At 72.8% G+C, this 21,243-nt stretch carries 14 protein-coding genes; 3 read left to right on the forward strand and 11 right to left on the reverse strand.

Annotation, left to right across the window (positions count from 1 at the left end):
- Window positions 1–77: 77 nt before the first annotated feature.
- From F593_RS0117765 to F593_RS26335, 8 genes are all read right to left on the reverse strand, one after another.
- A complete protein-coding gene (locus F593_RS0117765; RefSeq protein ID WP_022930093.1) occupies window positions 78–1,082 on the reverse strand; it encodes a D-alanine--D-alanine ligase family protein in 1,005 nt (334 codons plus the stop codon).
- Window positions 1,079–3,211, reverse strand: coding sequence for a Stk1 family PASTA domain-containing Ser/Thr kinase (gene pknB, locus F593_RS26325; protein ID WP_022930094.1), 2,133 nt, complete (start codon window positions 3,209–3,211; stop codon window positions 1,079–1,081). The genes F593_RS0117765 and pknB overlap by 4 nt, the downstream gene beginning before the upstream one ends.
- 160 nt (window positions 3,212–3,371) lie before the next feature.
- A complete protein-coding gene (locus F593_RS0117775) occupies window positions 3,372–4,829 on the reverse strand; it encodes a peptidoglycan D,D-transpeptidase FtsI family protein (protein ID WP_022930095.1) in 1,458 nt (485 codons plus the stop codon).
- Window positions 4,826–6,169: an FtsW/RodA/SpoVE family cell cycle protein gene (locus F593_RS0117780; RefSeq protein WP_022930096.1), complete on the reverse strand. Its 1,344-nt coding sequence runs from the start codon at window positions 6,167–6,169 to the stop codon at window positions 4,826–4,828. The genes F593_RS0117775 and F593_RS0117780 overlap by 4 nt, the downstream gene beginning before the upstream one ends.
- The gene (locus F593_RS26330) at window positions 6,166–7,434 is read right to left on the reverse strand and encodes a Stp1/IreP family PP2C-type Ser/Thr phosphatase (RefSeq protein ID WP_022930097.1); all 1,269 of its coding nucleotides are present in this window, start codon (window positions 7,432–7,434) and stop codon (window positions 6,166–6,168) included. Before F593_RS26330 ends, F593_RS0117780 begins: the two co-directional genes overlap by 4 nt.
- A complete protein-coding gene (locus F593_RS0117790; RefSeq protein WP_022930098.1) occupies window positions 7,435–7,920 on the reverse strand; it encodes an FHA domain-containing protein in 486 nt (161 codons plus the stop codon). It abuts the gene before it with no gap.
- On the reverse strand, window positions 7,917–8,777 hold the full coding sequence (locus F593_RS0117795) for an FhaA domain-containing protein (RefSeq protein WP_084630166.1): 861 nt from the start codon (window positions 8,775–8,777) through the stop codon (window positions 7,917–7,919). Before F593_RS0117795 ends, F593_RS0117790 begins: the two co-directional genes overlap by 4 nt.
- Window positions 8,774–10,108 (reverse strand): serine/threonine-protein kinase, encoded by a 1,335-nt coding sequence (locus F593_RS26335; RefSeq protein WP_169449219.1) that lies wholly within the window; start codon window positions 10,106–10,108, stop codon window positions 8,774–8,776. The genes F593_RS0117795 and F593_RS26335 overlap by 4 nt, the downstream gene beginning before the upstream one ends.
- A 409-nt stretch (window positions 10,109–10,517) precedes the next feature.
- Between F593_RS26335 and F593_RS0117805 the strand changes: the two genes are divergently transcribed.
- The 3 genes from F593_RS0117805 (at window position 10,518) to F593_RS26345 (ending at window position 13,128) form a co-directional block, all read left to right on the forward strand.
- Window positions 10,518–11,732 carry a hypothetical protein gene (locus F593_RS0117805; protein WP_022930101.1) on the forward strand — a complete coding sequence of 405 codons (1,215 nt, stop codon included), beginning with the start codon at window positions 10,518–10,520 and terminating at the stop codon, window positions 11,730–11,732.
- A 4-nt stretch (window positions 11,733–11,736) separates the two neighbouring features.
- Window positions 11,737–12,300, forward strand: coding sequence for a DUF4446 family protein (locus F593_RS28750; RefSeq protein WP_022930102.1), 564 nt, complete (start codon window positions 11,737–11,739; stop codon window positions 12,298–12,300).
- Between the two features lie 96 nt (window positions 12,301–12,396).
- Complete coding sequence (locus F593_RS26345) at window positions 12,397–13,128, forward strand: HNH endonuclease (protein WP_022930103.1); 732 nt, start codon at window positions 12,397–12,399, stop codon at window positions 13,126–13,128.
- A gap of 739 nt (window positions 13,129–13,867) precedes the next feature.
- Here F593_RS26345 and F593_RS30430 read toward each other — a convergent pair.
- From F593_RS30430 to gyrB, 3 genes are all read right to left on the reverse strand, one after another.
- Window positions 13,868–15,805 carry a purple acid phosphatase family protein gene (locus F593_RS30430; RefSeq protein ID WP_022930104.1) on the reverse strand — a complete coding sequence of 646 codons (1,938 nt, stop codon included), beginning with the start codon at window positions 15,803–15,805 and terminating at the stop codon, window positions 13,868–13,870.
- A 101-nt stretch (window positions 15,806–15,906) separates the two neighbouring features.
- Window positions 15,907–18,591 (reverse strand): DNA gyrase subunit A, encoded by a 2,685-nt coding sequence (gene gyrA, locus F593_RS26355; protein ID WP_022930105.1) that lies wholly within the window; start codon window positions 18,589–18,591, stop codon window positions 15,907–15,909.
- A 115-nt stretch (window positions 18,592–18,706) separates the two neighbouring features.
- Entirely contained in the window at window positions 18,707–21,241 is a 2,535-nt protein-coding gene (gene gyrB, locus F593_RS0117830; RefSeq protein ID WP_022930106.1) for a DNA topoisomerase (ATP-hydrolyzing) subunit B, read from the reverse strand.
- Window positions 21,242–21,243 lie beyond the last annotated feature (2 nt).

Consider the following 21,243-nt stretch of genomic DNA (forward strand, 5'->3'; position numbering starts at 1 on the left):
CCCACGACGGGGCACCACCGGCAGAGCCGCCCCGCAGAGCGCCGGGCGACCCCGGGCGCTCCCCGGGGCTGCGCCCGCTAGAAGGCCTGCGCGCGCTCGCGGTCGTAGCGCTCGAGCGCCAGGGCCACGAGGCGGGAGACGAGGTCGGGGTAGCTGACCCCGCTGGCCTCCCAGAGCTTGCCGTAGGCCGACGTCTCCGTGAACCCGGGCAGGGTGTTGAGCTCGTTGAGCAGCACGTCCTCGCCGTGGACGAAGAAGTCCGCGCGGGCGAGGCCGTCGCAGCAGGAGAGCGTGAACGCGCGCGCCGCGAGCTCCTGCACGCGGGCGCGGGCGGTGGCGCTGATCGGCGCCGGCACCCGCAGCTCCATGCCGCCCGGGGTGTACTTCGCCTCGTAGTCGTACCAGGCGTCCGGGTCGTCGCTCGTGAGCACGATCTGGCCGATCTCCGACACCGTCGGCGCGTCGTTCGACCCGAGCACCGCGGTCTCCGCCTCGACCCCGACGGCCGACGCCTCGACGATCACGCGCGCGTCGTGGCGCAGCGCATCCTCGATCGCGGGAGCGACGTCGTCGGGCGTGCGGGCGGGCGCGATGCCGACGGACGAGCCGAGCCGCGAGGGCTTGACCCACACGGGCATGCCCAGCCGGGCGATGCGCTCGAGCACGCCGGCGCGGTCGTGCTCCCAGTCGCGGGCGTGGACGGGCTCGTAGGCGACCTGCGGGATCCCCGCGGCGAGCATGAGGTCCTTGAAGACGAGCTTGTCCATCGCGACGGCCGAGCCGAGGACGGACGAGCCGACGTAGGGCACGTCGAGCAGGTCGAGCAGCCCCTGCACGGTGCCGTCCTCGCCGAACGGGCCGTGCAGCACGGGGAAGACGACGTCGCAGTCGAGCAGGCCGCCGCCGGGGGTGAGCAGGACGGGCTCGCCGTCGCGCGTGGTCCAGGAGCCGTCGCGGTCGAGGTCGACCTCGACCACCTCGTGGCCGGCCGCCCGCAGGCCCGCCGCCACCGCCGCGGCGGAGCGCAGCGAGACGTCGTGCTCGGAGGACCGGCCGCCGCCGAGGACCGCGACGCGGGTCACGAGCGGCCTCCGCCGGCGACGGTCGACGTCGCGCCGGCCGCTGCCGTGGACGTGCCGCTCTGGGTCCGCCCGCCGGCCCGGTCCGTGGTCGCGCCGCTCTGCGTGCGCGCGTCGGCCGCCTCCGAGGACGTGCCGCTCTGCGTGCCGCCCTCCGCCTCGTCCTGCGCCTGGTACTTCCCGACCGTGATGGTCACCTGCGAGCCCTTCGCCACCCTGCCCCCGTTCGGCACCTGATTGACGACCTTTCCGTCCTCGCTCTGCTCCGTGGTGGTCGTCGTGACCACGGAGGGCTTCAGCCCTGCCGCCTTCAGCGCCTTCTCGGCGGCCGCGCGGGTACGTCCCGTGAGGTTCGGCACGCGCACGTCGGTGCTCTCCGGGGCCGTCGTGGTGGGGTCCGTCGCGGTATCGGGGTCGGCCTCGTCGACCGGCTCCTTCGCGAGCGTCACCGCCACGGTCCCGCCGCGGTCGACCTGCGACCGCGCGCCGGGGTTCTGCGCGATGACGGTGCCCGGGGCCTCCTCGCTCTCCTCCTCGGAGAAGCTCGCCGACAGCCCGATCCGCCGCAGCGCGGCGGCCGCCTCGGCCCGCCCCTGGCCCTCCAGATCGGGGACGGTCACCTTCTGGGTGGCCGTGCCGTCCGCGGCGGGGCCCTGCGAGACGTAGATCGTGATCTTCTCGCCCGGCGGGATGCTGGCGCCCGCCACCGGGTCCGTGCGCGTCACGAGCCCTCGGGTCACGTCGTCGCTGTTCTCGTTCGCGACGAGGAAGTCGTCGAACCCGGCGTCGCCCAGCTTCGCCCGCGCCTGCTCGGGCGTCAGCGACTCCACCACGGGCACGGACGCCTGCTCCGGACCGGACGAGACGACGAGGCGGATGGTCGTGCCGCGCCGCACCTTCTTGCCGCTCACGGGCGACTGGTAGACGACCTCGCCACGCTCGTAGCGGCGGCTGGTGACGTCGCGGTTGTCGCGGACGACGTCGAACCCGCGCGCCTCGAGCCGCTGCTCGGCCTTCGTGAAGCTCTGCCCCTTCACGCTCGGGACGACCTCCATGCGGCCGAACGTCAGGTAGGCGGCGATCGCGGCCACGCCGAGCACGGCGAGCAGCGAGACGATCCCGACCGTCCACCGGCGCCGCCGGCGGGCCTGCGCGTTCTCGCGCGCCTCCTCCGGCGCCACGCCCGCAGGGACGGCCATGCCGGCGGCGGGCTGGAGCCAGCCGCCCGTGGTCTGGCCGCCGTACATGCCCGGCGCGGGGGCCGCGGTCAGGAGCTGCGGCTGCGCGGGCACCGGGGCACCCGAGACGATGCGGTGGCGCACCGACTGCAGCGCCGCGATGAAGTCCTCCGCGTCCTCGAAGCGATCCTCGGGCTGCTTCGACATCGCCTTCAGGACGACGTACTCGAGGTCCGCGGGGACGTTCGGGTTGACGATGGAGAGGGCCGGCGGCTCCTCGTTGACGTGCTTGAGCGCGATCGCGACGGGCTGGTCGCCGTCGAACGGCATCCGCCCCGTCAGCATCTCGAAGAGCACGACGCCGACCGCGTAGAGGTCGGCGGACGGCGCGACGGGCAGCCCGGACGCCTGCTCCGGGGAGAGGTAGTGGGCGGTGCCCACGATCATCCCCGTCTGCGTCATCTGCAGGTCGTCGATGGCGCGCGCGATGCCGAAGTCCGCGACCTTGAGGTCGCCGTCGGGGCCGACGAGGACGTTCTGCGGCTTGATGTCGCGGTGGACGAGCCCGCGGCGGTGCGCGTAGCGCAGGGCGTCGAGCACCTGCGAGATCTGGTCGATCGTCTTGACCGGATCCAGCGGCGCCTGGTCGCGGATGACGTCCTTCAGCGTCACCCCGTCGACGAGCTCCATCGCCATGTAGGGGATGCCGTCCCAGTCGCCGCGGTCGAAGACCTGGACGATGTGGGGGTGCTGCAGGCCCGCGGCGGACTGGCTCTCGCGGCGGAACCGCGCGACGACATCGGGGTCCTCGGCCAGCTGCTCGTGGAGGACCTTCACCGCGACGTGCCGCCCCAGCTGCAGGTCCTCGCAGGCGTAGACCTCGGCCATGCCGCCCGTGCCCAGGCGGCGCTCGACGAGGTAGCGCCCGTCGATGGTCTGTCCGGCCCGGTTCATCTGCTCGCCGCTCCCTGCACGCGAGACCCATCATGCCCGTCGAGGGCGACCGACCGCGGGGCGCCCGCCGTCGGTCCACCGGCCGTCCACCGGACAGCCTCGAACCATCGACCGAACGTCCGCCCGCCACCCCCCGGGCGGGCGGGGTGGCCCGCCGGGCTCACCGGCCGGCCCCGGCCGCGAGGGCGGCCTGGATCACGCTCTTGGCGATCGGCGCGGCGACCTGGCCGCCCTGGCCCGGGCTGTTCTCCACGATCACGGCGACCGCGACCTTCGGGTCCTCGAGCGGGGCGAAGCCGATGAACCAGAGGTTGTTGATGCCGTCGGCGATGTTGCCCAGCTCGGCCGTGCCGGTCTTGCCGCCGACCCGCACGTCCGTGCCCAGCTGCGCCTGAGCGCCGGTGCCCTCGTCGACGACGTTGCCCATCATCTGCTGCAGCTGACGCGCGCTCGAGGCCTTCATCGACTGCTTGTAGAGCTGCGGCTGCACCTCTTCCTGCACGCGCCCGTCCGGGTCGACCACGCGGTCGGTGAGGTGCGGCTTCATGAGCCGGCCGTCGTTGGCCACGGCGGAGACGACCATGGCCATCTGCAGCGGGGTGGCCCCGAGCTTGTCCTGTCCGATCCCGGTGCGGGCCAGGTCGACGTACTTGCTCGTGGCCGGGATCAGCTTGTCGTTGCGGCGGATCCCCGAGGTGCGGATCTGCCCGGCCGGGTAGTCCAGCGGCGGCTTCGCGTCGAAGCCGAAGCGCTCCATGTACTCCTGCAGGGTGCGGCCGCCGAGGTCGTTGGCGATGTTGCCGAACGCGCCGTTGATGGACTGCGTCAGCGCCTGCGTCAGCGTGACCTGGCCGAACTGCTCGCCGTTGAAGTTCGCCAGCGGCTGCCCGGAGAACCGCTGCCCGGTCGAGCCGTCGACGGTGGTGTCGGGCGTGTACTTGCCCGAGTCCAGCGCCGCGGCCGCGGTCAGCACCTTGAACGTCGAGCCGGGGACGTAGGCCGCCTGCGTGGCCCGGTTGAGCTCGGCGCTGTTCTTCAGCGTCGTCCGGTAGCCGGGCTCGGAGATCATGCGGTTGGGGTCGTAGCCCGGCACGGAGGCCATCCCGAGCACCTTGCCCGTCTCCGGCTCGAGCGCGACGACCGAGCCGGCGCGCCCGTTGAGTCCGGCCAGCGCCGCCTCCTGGACCTTGGGCTCCAGCGTGGTGCGGATGGTGCTCCCGCGCTGGTCACCCTGGATCAGGCGGTCGACCGCCGTGGCGAGCTTGACCGCCTTGCCCCCGAGGAACGCGTTCTGCGACTTCTCCAGCCCGGACTGGCCGAACTGCAGGTCCGAGACGCCGACGGGGCCCGCGTACGCCGCGCCCTTCGGGTACCGGCGCTTGTAGACCGTGGTGTTCGTGCCGCGGGAGCGCGTCCGCACGCTGCGCGCGAGCACGGTGCCGTCCGCCGCGAGGATCCGCCCGCGCGGGACCCGCTGCGCCCGGATGACGTCGCGGTTGTTCTGCGCCGACGCCCGCAGGTCGCCGTCCTCGAGGACCGTCCAGCGCGAGGTGAAGACGAGCAGCAGCCCGAACAGCACGAGGACGACGAGGAAGAGGTTCCGGATCTGCCCGTTCACGTGGGCCTCCGGGCGTCCTCGGACACGCGCATGAGCAGCGCGAGCAGGATGAAGTTGGCCATCACGGAGGAGCCGCCGTACGAGATGAAGGGGAGCGTGACGCCGGTCAGCGGGATCACCTTGGTCACGCCGCCGACGATCACGAACACCTGGAGGGCGAAGACCGACGTCAGGCCGGTCGCCAGCAGCTTGGAGAACGGGTCGCGCGCCAGGGACGCGATGCGGAACCCGCGCTGCACGATCAGCAGGTAGGTGAGCAGGATCGCGGCGGCGCCGATCAGCCCGGTCTCGTTCGTGATCAGCGCGTAGATCATGTCCGTCTGCGACGCCGGCAGCAGCTCCGTCGTCACGGTGCCACCGTCCGAGACCCGCGTCAGGAGCTCGGCCTGGCCGAAGCCCCGGCCGAAGAGCCCGCCGTCGGCCTGGGCGAAGAGCGACTGCGCCAGCTGGTAGCTCGAGCCGAACCCGGGCTTGCCCTGGTCCGCGATGTCCGCCCCGAACAGCACGGGGTCCAACGGGTTCTGCCACGCGGCGACGCGGTCCTGCACGTGCCCGACCCGCCCGCCGACGACGTAGGCGCCGAGGGCGAACGCGCCGAGCCCGAGCAGCGGGTAGCGCTTCTTGCCCGTCGCGACGTAGAGCAGCGCGAGGAACGCGCCGAAGAACATGAGGGCGGCGCCGAGGTCGCGGATGAAGATGAGGAGCAGCATCGCCGTGCCCCAGATCGCCAAGAGCGGGCCGAAGTGGCGCAGCGGCGGGAGCGACATGCCCAGGAACCGGCGGCCCCCGTGGATCAGCACCTGCCGGGTCTCGCGCAGGTAGCCCGCGAGGAAGATGACGATGCCGATCTTCGCGAACTCCGCGGCCTGGAACGAGAACGGCCCGAGCCGGATCGAGAGGTAGGCCCCGTTCGTCGCCTCGCCGATCACGGGCATGCGCGGCAGCACCAGCAGGAGCAGCGAGCCTGCCGCGATCGTGTACCGGTAGCGCTCGAGCAGGTGGTAGTCGCGCAGCACCACCATCGTGAACGCGAACAGCCCCAGGCCGACGACGAACCACTGCGCCTGCAGCCGGGCGAAGCTCTCGTCGATCCGGTAGAGCTCGACGAGCCCGAAGCACGCGAGCACCGCCACGAGCGGGAACAGGTACGGGTCCGCGTTCGGCGCCGTGAAGCGGATGACGAGATGCCCGACGAGGCAGAGGCCGAGGAAGACGGCCCCGTACGTCAGCGAGGCGTTGGAGAGGAAGGCGTCGCGCTTGAGGAAGATCGCCGCGAAGCCGGCGGTGACCAGCAGGGCGGACGGCAACAGCGCGAGAGCCTCGCGGTTGCGGGCGCTCACGGCTTGACGACCTCGCCGCGCTCCAGGCGGGAGACCAGGTCGTTCGCGTCACCGAGCGAGCGGATCCGGTGGTCGAACAGCCGCTCGCGCAGCGCCGGATCCACCTCGCTCACGGGCACCGACGACGGGTAGTTCGGGCTGTAGAGGTCGATCCCGAGCGGCAGCTCGTACGGCAGCCCGCGGTAGACCGTGACGAGGCCGCGGTAGGAGCCGACGAAGTAGACCGTCTGGGACGCGAAATACACGCCCGTCAGCACGCAGCCGACGAGGAACAGCACGATGAACGGGCCGGCGCGCAGGCCGCGACGGCGGCGCTTCGTGCCGCCCGTGACGGTGCCGTGCGGCTCGGGCCGGTCGATGAGCGGCCGGGGGCCGGGCTCCTCGCGCTCGGGGGCGGCGACGGCCGGCATGACCGCCGTCGTCTGCTCGCCGCGGCCCGTGCCGTCGTCCGTCAGCTCGCCCGGGGCGTCGGGGCCGGCGTGCGGCATCGTCGGCTCGTCCTCGATCGCCGCCCCGCGCGTGGCGGGGTAGACGGGCGCCGACTCGTCGCCCGCGACGCGGAACAGCAGGACGGTGATGTTGTCGCGGCCGCCGGCCTCGTTCGCCGCGTCGACGAGGGCGTCGACCCGGGCGTCCAGCGACGCGTCGATGTTCAGGAGGTCCTCGATGCGGTCCTCGGACAGCATCGCGGTGAGGCCGTCGCTGCAGACCATGTAGAGGTCGTGGTTCTCGACCCGCAGGACCTCGGAGTCGACGGCGACCTCGGACTCCGGCCCCAGCGCGCGGGTGATGATGGAGCGCTGCGGGTGCTCCGCGGCCTCCTCCGGCGTGAGCCGGCCCTGGCGCACGAGCTCCTCGACGAGCGAGTGGTCGCGGGTCAGGCGCTCGAGGTGGTTGTGGCGCAGGCGGTAGAGGCGGCTGTCGCCGACGTGGACCACCACGAGCTCGCGCTCGTCGACGTAGGCGGCGGTGAGCGTCGTGCCCATCCCGGCGTTGGAGCTGTCGCTCTGCGCGCGCTCGTGGATCCGGCGGTTGGCCTCGACCACGCGGTCGCGCAGCCGCTCGGCCATCGTGCCGTCCTTCGCGTCGCCGAGGCCCTCGTGAAGCACCTCGACCGCCATGCGGGAGGCGACCTCGCCGGCTTGGGCGCCGCCCATGCCGTCCGCGACGGCGAACAGGGGCGTCCGCGCCAGGAAGGAGTCCTCGTTGGCGGGGCGCTGGCGGCCGGTGTCCGTCCGCTGGGCGTATTCGATGACGCGAAGCACTCAGTCGTCCAGGTAGGTGAACTCGGTGTCACCGATGCGGATGCGGTCGCCCAGCTGGAGCGGCTGGGCACCCACGAGCGGCTCCTCGTTGAGGAACGTGCCGTTCGTCGAACCCAGATCCTCCACGATGACCACCCCTGCCTGTCGCACCAGCCCCGCGTGCCTGCTCGATGCGTACGGATCCTCGATCTGGATCTCGACCTGGGCACCGCGGCCGATGACCGCGCCCTGGCCGATGTCGTACTCGTCCCCGGGATGGTGCCCGATCGCGCGCTCGACCCGCAGCCGGGGCTCGCCGCGACCGCCGCCGGAGAGGCCCTCGCCCGCCACCACGCCGGGCGCGACCGCGCCCACGGCACCGCGGGAGAGGTCGACGACGCTCGAACGCGCCACCCACGCCAGGAACAGGTAGAGCACGCCGACGATCGCGAACTTCAGCGCGACGGAGACCGGCTCGACGAGGTCCGCGAGGGGTGGTGCGATCACGCGCCGTCCTCCACGTGCAGCACGACGGTGCCCAGCTCCAGGCGGTCGCCGATGCGCACGGGCGTCGGCTCGTTCGGGCCGCCGATCATCCGGCCGTTCAGGCGCACGCCGTTCGTGGAGCCCAGGTCCCACACGAGCCAGCCGTCGCCACGCGGACGCAGCTCCATGTGCTGGCGGGAGACCTCGGCGCTGGCGATCACGACGTCGCAGTCGCGGCTGCGTCCGACGGTGCCGCCGTCGAGCGGCACGGACTCTCGCCGGCCGTCCATGGACAGCACGATCGCCGGCGCGACGCCGGAACCGCCGCCGCGCGGGCGGGGCGGGACGACCTCGGCGGGCCGCTGCGGCTCGCGGGAGCGCGCCGCGGGCTCGGCCGGACCGGTGCGCCCGACGGGCTCCTCGCGACCGGTGCGCTGGGGACCGGCGGGGCGGGCGGACCGACCGTGGTCGGGCTGCGCGGCGACGGCCGGCGGGGCGTCCTCGTGGCTCGCCCGTACGCCGTAGCGGCTCGTGGGCAGCTCGTCGCCGCGGTGGAAGACGACCTGCGGCGCGTGCGCCAGCGCGAACCGCTGCTCGCGGGCGTGCAGCACGAGGTTCGCCGAGAGCTCGTCGGCGAGGATGGTGGCGCCGTCGGAGATCCGGCGGTAGTCGGCGGGCGAGAGGTACACGTCGTAGTGGTGGGCGACCCAGGTGCGGTCGAGCCCCTGGCGGCGCGACGACTCCATCTCCCGAGCCAGCCCACGGGCCAGCTCAGCGGGGGTCACCTCGCTTCGGAACAACCGGCCGAAGGTGCCTTCGACCAGACCAGCAAGCTTGCTCTCGATGTCTCGCAGCACAGGGGTACCGGGCTCGGTCACCGGATGCTACGGGGTGTTCGCATCCGACCGAGGCACGCTCCCGTGGCCGCCGTGAGCAGGAACGCGACGACGGCCGCGACCGCGCCACTCCCGGACCCGCCGACGGCCGCGACCGCCACGGGGACGACGACGCCCGCCGCCGCCGCGACGAGGGCGAGCAGCGCGACGCCCGCCGCTACCCGCGGTCGCATGCCGGTCCGGGCCGCCGGGCCACCCACCGCGCCGAACGCGACCGCGAGCGCGGCGAGGAGCAGGGCGGCGAGCGCCGCGGGCCCCACGGCCGCGCCGAGCGCCGCGGCCGCCGGGGCCGCGCGCAGGAGCGCGGGACGCGGGGCCGAGGCGCGGGCCGCCGGGGCGCGTTCGGCCACCGGACGGGAGCCCCGGGGACGAGCGGTCCCGGCCGGACGCGGCCCCGCGACGGGCCGCGGGGCGGACTCGCGCAGCACGGGGGCCACGGCGACGCCCCGCTCGGCGAGGCCGCTCCGCAGGGCGCGCTCGAGCTCCTCCACGGTCCCGCGGTCGACGGCGTCGGTGGACGAGGCGCGGTCGATCGCCGCGACGACGCCCTCGGGGAGGTCCGGACGGCGCGGGCCCAGGGACGGCAGGTCCGTGTGCGTGCGCACGAGCGCGCTCGCCTTGTCGGGCTTGCCCGCGGGGTGCTCGCCGACGAACGCCTCGTGCAGGATCACGCCAAGCGCCCACAGGTCGCCGGACTCGTCGCCCGTCGCGCCCTTCAGCCGCTCGGGGGCCATGTACGAGAGGGTGCCGACGATCCGGCCCTGACGCGTCTCCTCCGGCGCCTCCTTCAGGCGCGCGATCCCGAAGTCCGCCAGCTTGGCCGGCGCGACGTGGGTGCGGCAGGGCTGCTTGGGGTCGGTGCCGTCGAACGCGCCGACGGGCACGAGGATGTTGCGGGGCGTGACGTCGCGGTGGACGATCCCGCGCGAGTGCGCGTGCCGGAGCGCCACGCACACCGCGACGCCGATCTGGAGCAGCTCGTCGTCCGTGTGCGTGTCCTCGGCGATCGTCCGCCGCAGCGTGTCGCCGGCGACGAACTCCGTCACGAGCCACGCGCAGCCGTCGGCCGTGCCCAACCCGTAGGTGCCGACGACGGTCGGGTGGCCCAGGCGGGCGGCCGCACGGGCCTCGGCCAGCGCGCGGTCGCCACCGTCGCTGGGCAGGCACTTGATCGCCACCACGCGCCCGAGGTTGCGGTCCTCCGCCTGCCACACGGTCCCCGCGCCGCCGCGGCCGACGATGCGCACGAGCGCGTAGCGGCCGAGCACGAGGTCGCCGGGCGCGCGGTCCGCGCCGGGGGGCGTGGGCCGCACCTCGCGCGCGGGTGACCCGTGGCCCGCGGCAGCGGGCCGGAGCCGCGCGGCCGTGGGGGCGCCGTCCTCCATCGCGGGAGGAAGGACGGGTGACGCTTCGGTCCTGTGGGCGGTTCCCGTGCGCACGGCACCGTCTTCGCCCCCCTCCCGGACCCTCCTTCCCGTGCAGGACGGCGCCCGCGGCCCCGGCTCGCCCCGCCCCCCGCGGTCGCCCGGACCGCCCCCCGTGGTGGCCCCGATCCGCCCCCCGCGGTCGCCCGGACCGCCCCCCGACCGCCCGGGAAGTGTCCGGAATGTGTCCTCTCAGGAAGGAACCGCCCCAGGAACGGTGAACGGCAGGCAGGACCGTCGGTTAGCGTCCTCTGGACTCTCCGGCGCATTTCTTGCCACCTCCCCAGGAGCGCACCCCGTGTCGTTCTTCGACGACGACGACTTCGATGAGCCCACGCACGTCGCCGACGCCGAGCCCCGGCGCGGTGCCGGCGCGCGCGCTGCTGGCCGGTTCGGGGGATTCGGCGCCGGTCGGCCCTCCGGCCCCGGTGGTGGTGGCGGCGGCGCGGGCGGGTCAGTGGACCCGAAGACCGCCCGCCAGCGCCAGATCGTGGCCAGCGGCATCATCGTGCTCGTCCTCATCCTGCTGGTCGTCGGGGTGCAGAGCTGCGTGAACGGCAGCCGCACCTCGGCCCTGAAGGACTACGCGCGGGACGTCACCGCCGTGCTGCAGGAGTCCCGCGACGACGTCTCGGAGCCCCTGTTCCGCGCCCTGGCCTCCGGCGAGGACGCCAACACGCTGCAGACGTCGCTGAACCGCCTGCGCGAGACGGCGGAGAGCCAGGCCGAGCGCGTGAAGAACTTCAGCGAGCCCGGCGACGACAGCGGGAAGGCGGCGCAGCACGACCTCGAGCTGGCCATGAACTTCCGCGCCCGCGCCGTGCGGATCATCGCCGAGCAGATCCCCGCGGCCAAGGCCGACGAGGACACCTCCGAGGCCGCGGCCCGGCGGATCGCCGGCGAGCTCGGCGCGTTCCTCGCCAGCGACGTGATCGTCTCCCAGCGCACGAAGCCGCTGATCGACGAGGCGCTCGCGGCCAAGGACGTCTCGGGCGCCAACGTCAGCGCCCCGGCCACCCTGCGCGACGTCTCCCTGCTCGACCCGGTCGCCGTGCTCTCCACGCTGGCCGGCGGAGGCGGCGGCAGCACCGGGGAGGCGGCTTCCTCCGGCGCCGTCCGAGACCGCTCGGGCGAGGAGCCGGCGCAGCCCGGCACCCACGGCACCGCGCTCAACGCGGTGAGCTTCGGCGACACGGCCCTGCAGGCCGGCGGCGAGGCGACGACCGTCACGGGCCGCGCCGTCACCGTCAGCGTGCAGAACGGCGGCGACACGGACGAGACGAACATCGACGTCGGCGTGACGTTCACGCCGTCGGGCGGCGGCCGCGCCGTGAGCACGAAGAAGACCGTGGCGTCGATCGCCCAGGGCCAGACCGCCGAGGTCGAGCTCGAGCTCCCCGCGACCGTCCGTTCCGGCCAGAGCGGCGAGCTCGTCGTGAAGGTCGGCGGCGTGCCGGGCGAGGAGAAGCTCGACAACAACGAGGCCACGTACTCGGTGACGATCGGCGGCTGACCCGGTGCCCGGCGGCGAGGAGACGTATCACCTGATCGCCGTCGTGGGCACCGCCCTGGCGGCGATCGCCCTGATCTGGCTGCTCGTGCTGTCGCTGCGGTTCCGCGGCCTCCGCCGGGCCCAGTCCGCCGTCCTCGGCGAGAGCGGCACGCAGGATCTCGTCGCCCACGCCGCGCGGCTCACCCACCACGTCGACCGCTCGACGGCCGAGTGGCGGGCGCTCTCGGATCGCCTGTCGACCCGGATGGGCGGCATCGAGGGCGCGATCCTGCGCGTCTTCTCCCGCCACGGCCTGGTGCGGTACGACGCCTACGGCGAGCAGTCAGGGCAGCAGTCCTGCTCGCTCGCGCTGCTCGACGTCCGCGGCGACGGCTTCGTGATCACCTCGATCCACCACCGCGACCAGGCGCGCCTGTACATCCGCCGCATCAATCGCGGCGAGCCCGAGCACCGCCTCGCCCCTGAGGAGGAAGAGGCGCTCGCCCACGCCCTCCGCGCGGGCGCGGTGGCCGCCGACGGCGCCATCGACGGCGTCCCCCCGGCCCCCCGACCGGGCATCGACGACTGAGTCCGCGTACGCGGGCCGGGCCGTCCCGTGACCCGCCCGTGAAAGCCGTTGGACAACCGCGAGACGGCGGGTATCCTCGGTGTCGAGGCACAGGTGATGCACGCGGGCGAGCCCTCAGCCACCGTCGTGACCCTGCCGCCCCGAGGCGCCGGAAACGCTCCGGTCCCGCCGAGGGGTGGTGGACACATCACTGCGCGCAAACGCCGGTCGCCCGGAGCGGCGGGCAAGGCCGGCTCGGGCTCCACGAACGGCAAGGCGGGTGCCGGCGCGACCGGCGGCGCCACCACGACGGAGACGTCGCTCGACGCGGGCTCCGCGTCCGCCCCGAGCTCGCACGTGCTGGTCCTCAACGCGACCTACGAGCCGATACACGTGTGCGGCGTCAAGCGCGCCGCCGTGCTGCTCTTGAAGGAGAAGGCCGAGGTGATCGAGACCGGCGAGGGCGAGCTGCACGCCGAGCACACCGCCCTCCCCCGCCCCGCGATCATCCGCCTGCGCACCTACGCCCCGGTGCCCCGCCGCAGCCGTCGCCGCCTGACCCGCCGCGCCGTCTTCGCCCGGGACGACTTCACCTGCCAGTACTGCGGCGACCGGCACGACCTCACCGTCGACCACGTCATCCCGCGCTCGAAGGGCGGCTCGAGCGAGTGGGAGAACATCGTGGCCTGCTGCTCCTCGTGCAACCGCCGCAAGGCCGACCGCATGCCCCACCAGGCGCGGATGTTCCCCAAGAACACCCCCCGCGCCCCGCACCCCTCGGTCTTCATCCAGGTCGCGTGCCCGCGAATACCGGCCAGCTGGGACGCCTGGCTGGGGATGGCGGCGTGATGCGCGACAGGACACCTCGCGGGGCGTAGCGCCGCTTCCGGCCTTTCAGCTTCGTCGCCCGGCCGCCGACCGTCGCCGTCGCGAACCACGGAGCGGCCCTGGGGGGACGCCCGGCCGAAGGACCCGTTCCGCGGCAGACGGCCGCGGCCGGCCGATCAGCGCCGTCAGACCGCCGGCCGGCGCCGTCGTACTCCGCGGCGCGGCGCAGTCCGCGCCTCCGCGGAGGCTCTACGCGGGTTCCGCACCGCACGCCGACACGGGTGCCCTGTGCCGCGCCGCAGTCCTACGCGGTCCGGCCCGAGAAGCACAGGGCGGGGCCCGTTCTTATCCCCCACCCCGAAACGACGCGCGGCGCCCCGTGGGGCGCCGCGCTGAGAGTGCCGGGTGGTGAACCCGAACTGAGGTTCCGCTCCCCCCGTGCCAGTAACACGGGTGCGTATCCGCTGGGACCAGGTCGAACCCTCGTTCGGCGATGACGTCGCTGCGTCACCGGACCGCCCGAATGACCGTCGTCAGACGACGGCCACCTCCTGGGTCCCGAAAGTACTGTCGTTGATTCGGACCACCTCCTTTCTCTGGTGCTGCAGTGGAGAAAACGTAGCACGCAGCGCCGCGCAGGTCGACGGTTCCGGGCGACCTGGCGCGTCGGCGTTCGGCCGCCCGTCGGGCCCGGCTCCGGCGGCCCGGCGCGGCACCGTTCGGCGGCCCGTCGCGGACCGCCCGAGCGCGGCCGCGGCGCTCAGCCCGCCGTGCGCCCCAGGCTCCGGATCGTGGTCGTCCGCCCGGCCGCCCGCACCCGCGCCTCGACGCGCACCGCCGCGCCCGCAGGCGCCGACACGGTGGCGCTCCAGCGGCCGCCCGTCCCCGCGCGCACGTTGCGCACGACGCGCCAGGCGCCGCACGGGCGCCGCACGCCGATCCGTACCACCGTCCGGCGCGGGGCGGCGACCCGTCCGCTCACACGGACGCGCAGACCGGCCCGCTTCACGGTGACGACCCGGGCCCGCTGCGTCCGCGCGGCCGAGGCGGCGCGCACCCCGGGCAGGGTGACCCGGTACCGGGCGGTGCGCCGCACGGCGGCCTTCGGCGCGGCGACGCGGAACCGCACGGCGCCCGTCGCCCCGACCTTCGCGCGCCCGACGGTGCGCCACCGCCGGCCCTCGCGGCGCTGCAGCGTGGCCCGCGCCCCGGCGTGGGTCGTGGGCACCTCGCCCCGGACGACGTCACGTCCCCGCCCGACCGCGACGTCCGTCACGGCGGTCCCCTTCGCGGTGCACCGGGGAGTCGGCGAGCCGGGCTGCGTCGCCGGGCCGCCCGGGCCGGGGACGGGGTCGCCGGGCGTCATCGGGGCCGCGTCCGCGGCGCAGTCGTACGTGTCCGTGACGCGCTTGGGGCCCGTGCCCTTGTGCACGGTGAACTCGTCGAGCGTGTCTCCGACCGGCTTCGGCGTCGTCGCCGCGTCGCCCTTGCCGATGATCGTGGCGCGGAGCGCGAGGCTGTCCCGGCCCACGCAGACGGTCTGCGAGGTCGAGGTCTGGCCGACGATCAGCTTCGGGGTGGCGCCGTTGCCCGTCCAGTCCTGGCCCGGGGTGCCGAGGTCGTAGTACTTCGGGCCGCTCGTGCTCACGACGTACTGCGGGCCGTTCGGCCGGCCGTTCACGTGGCCGCGGCCGTAGGCGTGCGTGTGGCCCTGCATGACCAGGTCGACGTCGTGGTGCTCGATGACGTCGAGCCACGAGCGGCGCACGCGCCCGGCCTGGTCGTGGTGCTGGTCGGCGCTCGACCACATCGGGATGTGGAACAGCACGACGGTCCAGCGCGCGCGGTTCTCGGTCAGCGTCCGGTCGAGCCACTCCCGCTGCTGCGGCGACGGGTCGTACCCGATGTTGTCGCCGGTGTTCAGCGCCACGAACCGCACGCCCTGGTACTCGAACGTGTAGTTCGTGTCCTCGAGGCCCTCGACGCCGTTGCGGGGCAGCTCGAAGTGGGCGCGGAACGTCCGGGCCGACGAGTCCGCGTCGACGAACGGGAAGCTCGACTTCGTCCCGAGGTACTCGTGGTTGCCGGGGACGGCGAAGACGTTGCGGCTCTCGACCGTGCCGGCCTGGCCGCCGAACCACTGCGCCCACTCCCCGTCCTCGTTCGGCGCGTTGATGAGGTCACCGACGTGCATGACGAGCCGAGCGTCGGGAACGGCCGCGAACGGCCGCTTCATCCACTGCGCCCACACGTCGAGGCCCTCCTGGGCGTCGCCGAAGGACAGGAACCGCCACGGCTTCGTCAGCCCGTCGGTCGCGGTGCGGAACCCGTGCCACGCCGACCAGCCCGCCGCGCCGCCGACCCGGTACTCGTAGGCGGTGTCGGGCGTCAACGAGTCGATCGTGACGGCGTGGTGACGGGCCCGCCGGAGGACCACCCCGCCGGGGGACGGGATCTCGCGCACGGCACCGCCCGGCACCCGCAGCTCGACGCCGCCGGCCGCACCGTCCGGCGCCCGCCAGGTGAACGTCTGCGCCGTCGCGGGCGTCGCGGTGGGGTTCAGCGCGACGCGATCCGGCGCTACCGCGGACGCGGCCGGTGCCGCTGCGCCGGCCAGCGCGGCGGCCGTCAGCAACGCGGTGGCCAGCCGGCGGCGGCGTCCTGATCGCTGGTGGCCCGGGTCACGAGAGAGGGTCACGGTGACCGGCGATCCTACCGGCGGTCGGGGCCCCGTTTGGGACCATCGCGTGAAGCCCGGGGTACGACCGCCCGCCCCGAAGGGCGAGCGGTCGGAGGGACTCAGTCCTGGTCGGACTCGCCCGGGTCCGGGTCGATCGGGTCGCTGTTCACGACGCCGGGCGTCTCGTCGGCGCCGTCCTCGTCGATGAAGCCGGGGGCGTCGCGCTCGTCCGTCGGCTGCTGCACCGTCGTCTCGGACACGTCCGAGGCCACCGGGGCGTCGGCACCGGAGAGGTCGACCGGGCCGCCACTGACCAGGGCGTTGCCCTCGGCGTCGACGAGCTCCTCGACCACGTCGGTCGTCTCGTCGTCGAGGATGCGGGCGATCGCGGACACGCGATCGTCGTCCTTGACGTTCATGACCTTGACGCCCTGCGAGTTGCGGCCGTAGCGGTTGATGCCGCGCACGGCGGTCCGCTGGACCATGCCGCCCTCGGAGATGAAGACGAGGCCCTCGTGCTCGCGGACGACGAGCGCGCCGGCGAGGCCGCCCTTCGTCTCCGTCAGCTGGATCGTCTTCACGCCCTTGGCGCCACGGCTCGTCTTGCGGTACTCGCGGATGAGCGTCCGCTTGCCGAAGCCGTTCTCCGTGACCACGAGCAGGTCGTAGTCGTCGCGGGCCACGTCCATCGCGATGACCTCGGACGAGCCGACGTCCATGCCGCGGACGCCGCTGGTGTCGCGGCCCATGGAGCGCGCGTCCGCCTCGGAGAACCGGACGGTCAGCCCGGCCTTCGAGACCATGACGACCTCGTCCTCGGCGTCCACGTTGCGGACGGCCACGAGCTCGTCGTCCTCGCGGATCTTGATCGCGATGATGCCGTCGGCCTTGATCGGCGTGTTGTACTGCTGCAGCTCGGTCTTCTTGATCGTGCCCTCGCGGGTCGCGAAGACGAGGTACGCCGTCTCGGTGAAGTCGCGGGTCGAGAGCACGGACTGGATCCGCTCGCCCTCGCGCAGCGGCAGCACGTTGCCGAGGTAGCGACCCTTCGCGGTGCGCGAGGCCTCCGGCAGCTCGTACACCTTGGAGCGGTAGACCTTGCCGCGGTTGGAGAAGAACAGCAGGTAGTCGTGGCTCGAGCACACGAAGAGGTGCTCGATGTAGTCGCCGTCCTTCATGTCCATGCCGGTCACGCCGCGACCGCCGCGCTGCTGCTGGCGGTAGGTGGCCAGCGGTAGGGACTTGATGTAGCCGGACTGCGTGATCGTGATGACCATCTGCTGGTCGGCGATCAGGTCCTCGATGTCGATCTCGCCCTCGGCGTGGGTGATGAGCGTCTTGCGCTCGTCACCGAACCGGTCGCGGATCTCGATCATCTCGGTCTTGATGAGCTCGAGCACCTGCTGCTCGTCGCCGAGGAGCTGACGCAGCTCGCGGATGCGCTCCATCACGTCGGCGTGCTCGGCGCGGATGGCGTCGCTCTCCAGCGCGGTCAGCTGCGAGAGGCGGAGGTCGAGGATGGCCTGGGCCTGGATCAGCGTCAGCCCGAACTGCGAGATGAGCTCGCCGCGGGCCGTCTCGCGGTCCTTCGACGAGCGGATCACGGCGATCACGGCGTCGAGGTTGTCCAGCGCGATGAGCAGGCCCTCGAGGACGTGCGCGCGGGCCTCCTTCTGCGCCAGCTCGTACTTCGCGCGGCGGACGACGACCTCGCGCTGGTGGCCGACGTAGGCCGTCAGCACCTGGCGCAGGTTCAGCGTGCGCGGCACGCCGTCGAGCAGCGCCACCATGTTGACGCCGAACGTCGTCTGCATGTTGGTGTGCTTGAACAGCTTGTTCAGCACGACCTTCGGCAGGACGTCGCGCTTGAGCTCGATGACCAGCCGCATGCCGCGGCGGTCCGTCTCGTCGCGGATGTCGGAGATCTCGGGGATCTTCTTGTCGCGGACGAGGTCGGCGATCTTGACGATCAGGCCGTTCTCGCCGCCCTTCTTCACCTCGTAGGGCAGCTCGGTGACGATGATCGCCTCCTTGCCCTGCGTCAGCGGCTCGATGTGCGCCTTCGCCTGGACCCGGATCTTGCCGCGGCCCGTCTCGTAGGCGCTCTTGATGCCGCCCGTGCCGAGGATGATGCCGGCGGTCGGGAAGTCCGGGCCCTTGAGGTGCTCCATGAGCCCCTCGACCGTGATCTCGGGGTCGTCGATGAAGGCGATCGTGGCGTCGATCGTCTCGCGCAGGTTGTGCGGCGGGATCTTCGTCGCCATGCCGACGGCGATGCCGGCCGAGCCGTTGACGAGCAGGTTGGGGTAGCGCGACGGCAGGACCGTCGGCTCCATCTTGCGGCCGTCGTAGTTCGGCGTGAAGTCGACGGTGTCCATGTCGAGATCGCGCAGCATCTCGAGGGACAGGCGCGTGAGGCGCGCCTCGGTGTACCGCATGGCCGCGGCGTCGTCGTCGTCGATCGAGCCGAAGTTGCCCTGACCGTCGACGAGCTCGTAGCGCATCGAGAAGTCCTGGGCCAGACGCACGAGCGTGTCGTAGATCGACGCGTCACCGTGCGGGTGGTAGTTGCCCATCACCTCGCCGACGATGCGGGCGCACTTCGCGTAGGGACGCGTCGGGCCGATGCCGAGCTCGGACATGCCGAACAGCACGCGGCGGTGGACGGGCTTCAGCCCGTCGCGGACGTCCGGTAGCGCCCGACCCACGATGACGGACATCGCGTAGTCGAGGTACGCCGTGCGCATCTCGTCTTCGAGGTTGCGGGGCTCGATGTTGCCGCCGCCGATGACGTCAGTCGTCATGGATCAGGCTCCTTGCCCGGTGGTGCTGGTGGTGATCGTGCCCGGCCGGGCGTCCTGTGCCCGGCCGGTGGTGAAGCCGGCCCGGTGCGGGCCGGCGGGCGTCTCGCGACGGGACCTACACATCGAGGTTGGCGACCTGGCGGCCGTGCTCCTCGATGAAGTCGCGGCGGTGCTCGACGTGCTCGCCCATGAGCATCGAGAAGAGGCGGTCGGCGCCGGCGGCGTCATCCACCGTCACCTGCTGCAGCGTGCGGTGCGCCGGGTCCATCGTCGTCTCGCGCAGCTGGTCGGCGTTCATCTCGCCCAGACCCTTGAAGCGCGAGAGCTGCACGCCCTTCTGGGCGACGGAGAGCACCCCGCGGCCGAGCTCCTCGAACGTGTCCGCGTCCTCGTGGCGATCGCCGAGGCGGATCGTGAAGGAGGGCTGCCCGAACAGCCCGACGAGCTGCTGGTGGACCTTGACGAAGCCGACGTACTCCGGGGAGTCGAACAGCGTCCGGTCGAGGTCCGTGGTGCGGGCCAGGCCCGTCTTCTTCTCCGTCGTGCGGATCCGCAGGTGCGTCCCCTCCGACGAGAGCAGGCGCACGTTGATCGCCGCGTCGTCCCCGGAGACCTCGGAGGACTGCAGCCGCTCGAGCACCGCGTCCGAGCCGGTGATGCCGTCGTGGACCAGACCCGTCGAGGCGAGGAAGTGGACCGTGTCCATGCCGTGCTCGGCGCGCAGCGCGCTGGCCCACCCCTCGTGCTGCTTGCGCAGGCGGGCGAACTTCTTCCAGCGCGCGTCGTTCAGGCCGACCGTCTTGCCGGCGGCGTTGATGATCTCGAACTTCTCGAGCTTGTCCGAGAGGAGGTACTCCTCCAGCTCGGCCTCCTTCTCGATGTAGCGATCGTTGCCGCCCTGGCGCACCTTGTAGAGCGGCGGCTTGGCGATGTAGACGAACCCGGCCTCGATGAGCTCCTGCATCTCGCGGAAGATCAGCGTCAGCGCGAGCGTGCGGATGTGGGCGCCGTCGACGTCGGCGTCCGTCATCAGGATGATCTTGTGGTACCGCGCCGCGGTGATGTCGAACTCCTCGCGGATGCCCGTGCCGATCGCGGTGATCAGCGACTGGACCTCGACGTTCTGCAGCACCTTGTCGATGCGCGCGCGCTCGACGTTCAGGATCTTGCCGCGGAGCGGGAGGATCGCCTGGGTGTGGCGGTCGCGGCCCTGCTTCGCCGAGCCGCCGGCGGAGTTGCCCTCCACGATGAACAGCTCGGCCAGCGACGGGTCCTTGACGGAGCAGTCGGCGAGCTTGCCCGGCAGGCGGGAGTTCTCGAGCGCGCTCTTGCGGCGCGTCAGGTCGCGGGCCTTGCGGGCGGCGGAGCGCGCCTGGGCGGCCTGGACCGCCTTGCGGACGATCGCGACCGCGTCGGAGCGGTTCTCCTCGAAGTACTCCTGGAGCTTCGCGTTGACGACGCGCTGGACGAACCCGGCCATGCCGGGGTTGCCGAGCTTCGTCTTCGTCTGGCCCTCGAACTGCGGATTCGTGAGCTTGGCGGAGACGACGGCGGTCAGGCCCTCGCGGATGTCCTCGCCGGAGAGCGCGGGGTCCTTCTCCTTCAGCTCGCCGTTCGCGCGGGCCCACGTGTTGATCGTGCTGGTCAGCGCGGAGCGGAAGCCCGAGAGGTGCGAGCCGCCCTCGTGGGTGTTGATGTTGTTGGCGAAGGTGTGGACGGACTCCGTGTAGGTCCCGTTCCACTGCATGGCGACCTCGACCGCGGCGCCTTCCTTCTCGTCCTCGGACTCGAACGCGATGACCTTCTTGCCGATCGCGTCCTTGTTCTCGTTGAGGTACTCCACGAAGTCGGCGATGCCGCCCTCGTAGTGGAAGTCGACGGTCTTTCCGCCCTCGCGCTCGTCCGTGATCTTGATCCGCAGGCCGCGGGTCAGGAACGCGGTCTCGCGCAGGCGGTTCTCGAGCGTCGGCCAGTCGTACTCGGTGGTCTCGAAGATCTCGGTGTCGGGGAGGAACCGGATCTTCGTGCCCGTGCCCTCGCCCTTCTCGAGCGCGCGGCCCTTCTGCAGCTCGTTCGCCGGCGCGCCGCGGACGTAGGACTGCGTCCACAGGAACCCGTCGCGGCGGATCTCGATGTCGAACTCCTCCGACAGCGCGTTCACCACGGACGAGCCGACGCCGTGCAGGCCGCCGGAGACCTTGTAGCCGCCGCCGTCGCCGAACTTGCCGCCGGCGTGCAGGACGGTGAGGACGACCTCGACCGTGGGGCGCCCCGTCTCGTGCATCGCGACGGGGATGCCGCGGCCGTCGTCGGTGACGGTGACGGAGTTGTCCGGGTGGATCGTGACCGTCACGGTCGACGCGTGACCGGCCAGGGCCTCGTCGACGGAGTTGTCGACGATCTCCCACACCAGGTGGTGCAGGCCGCGGGGGCCGGTCGAGCCGATGTACATGCCCGGCCGGTGGCGGACCGCCTCCAGGCCCTCGAGGACGGTGATGTCCGCCGCGTCGTAGGTCCCGTCCGAAGCGGTCTTCGCGTTGGCGGCCGTGGCCGCCTCCGTCTTGGCCGCTCCGAGAGCCGCGGCGTCGGCCGCGATCTCGGCCTCCGTCTTCGCGGTCTCGTCCGGGGTGGGGTTCTCGTCAGTCGCCATAA

This window comes from Patulibacter americanus DSM 16676 (genome assembly GCF_000420025.1).
Classification (GTDB): domain Bacteria; phylum Actinomycetota; class Thermoleophilia; order Solirubrobacterales; family Solirubrobacteraceae; genus Patulibacter; species Patulibacter americanus.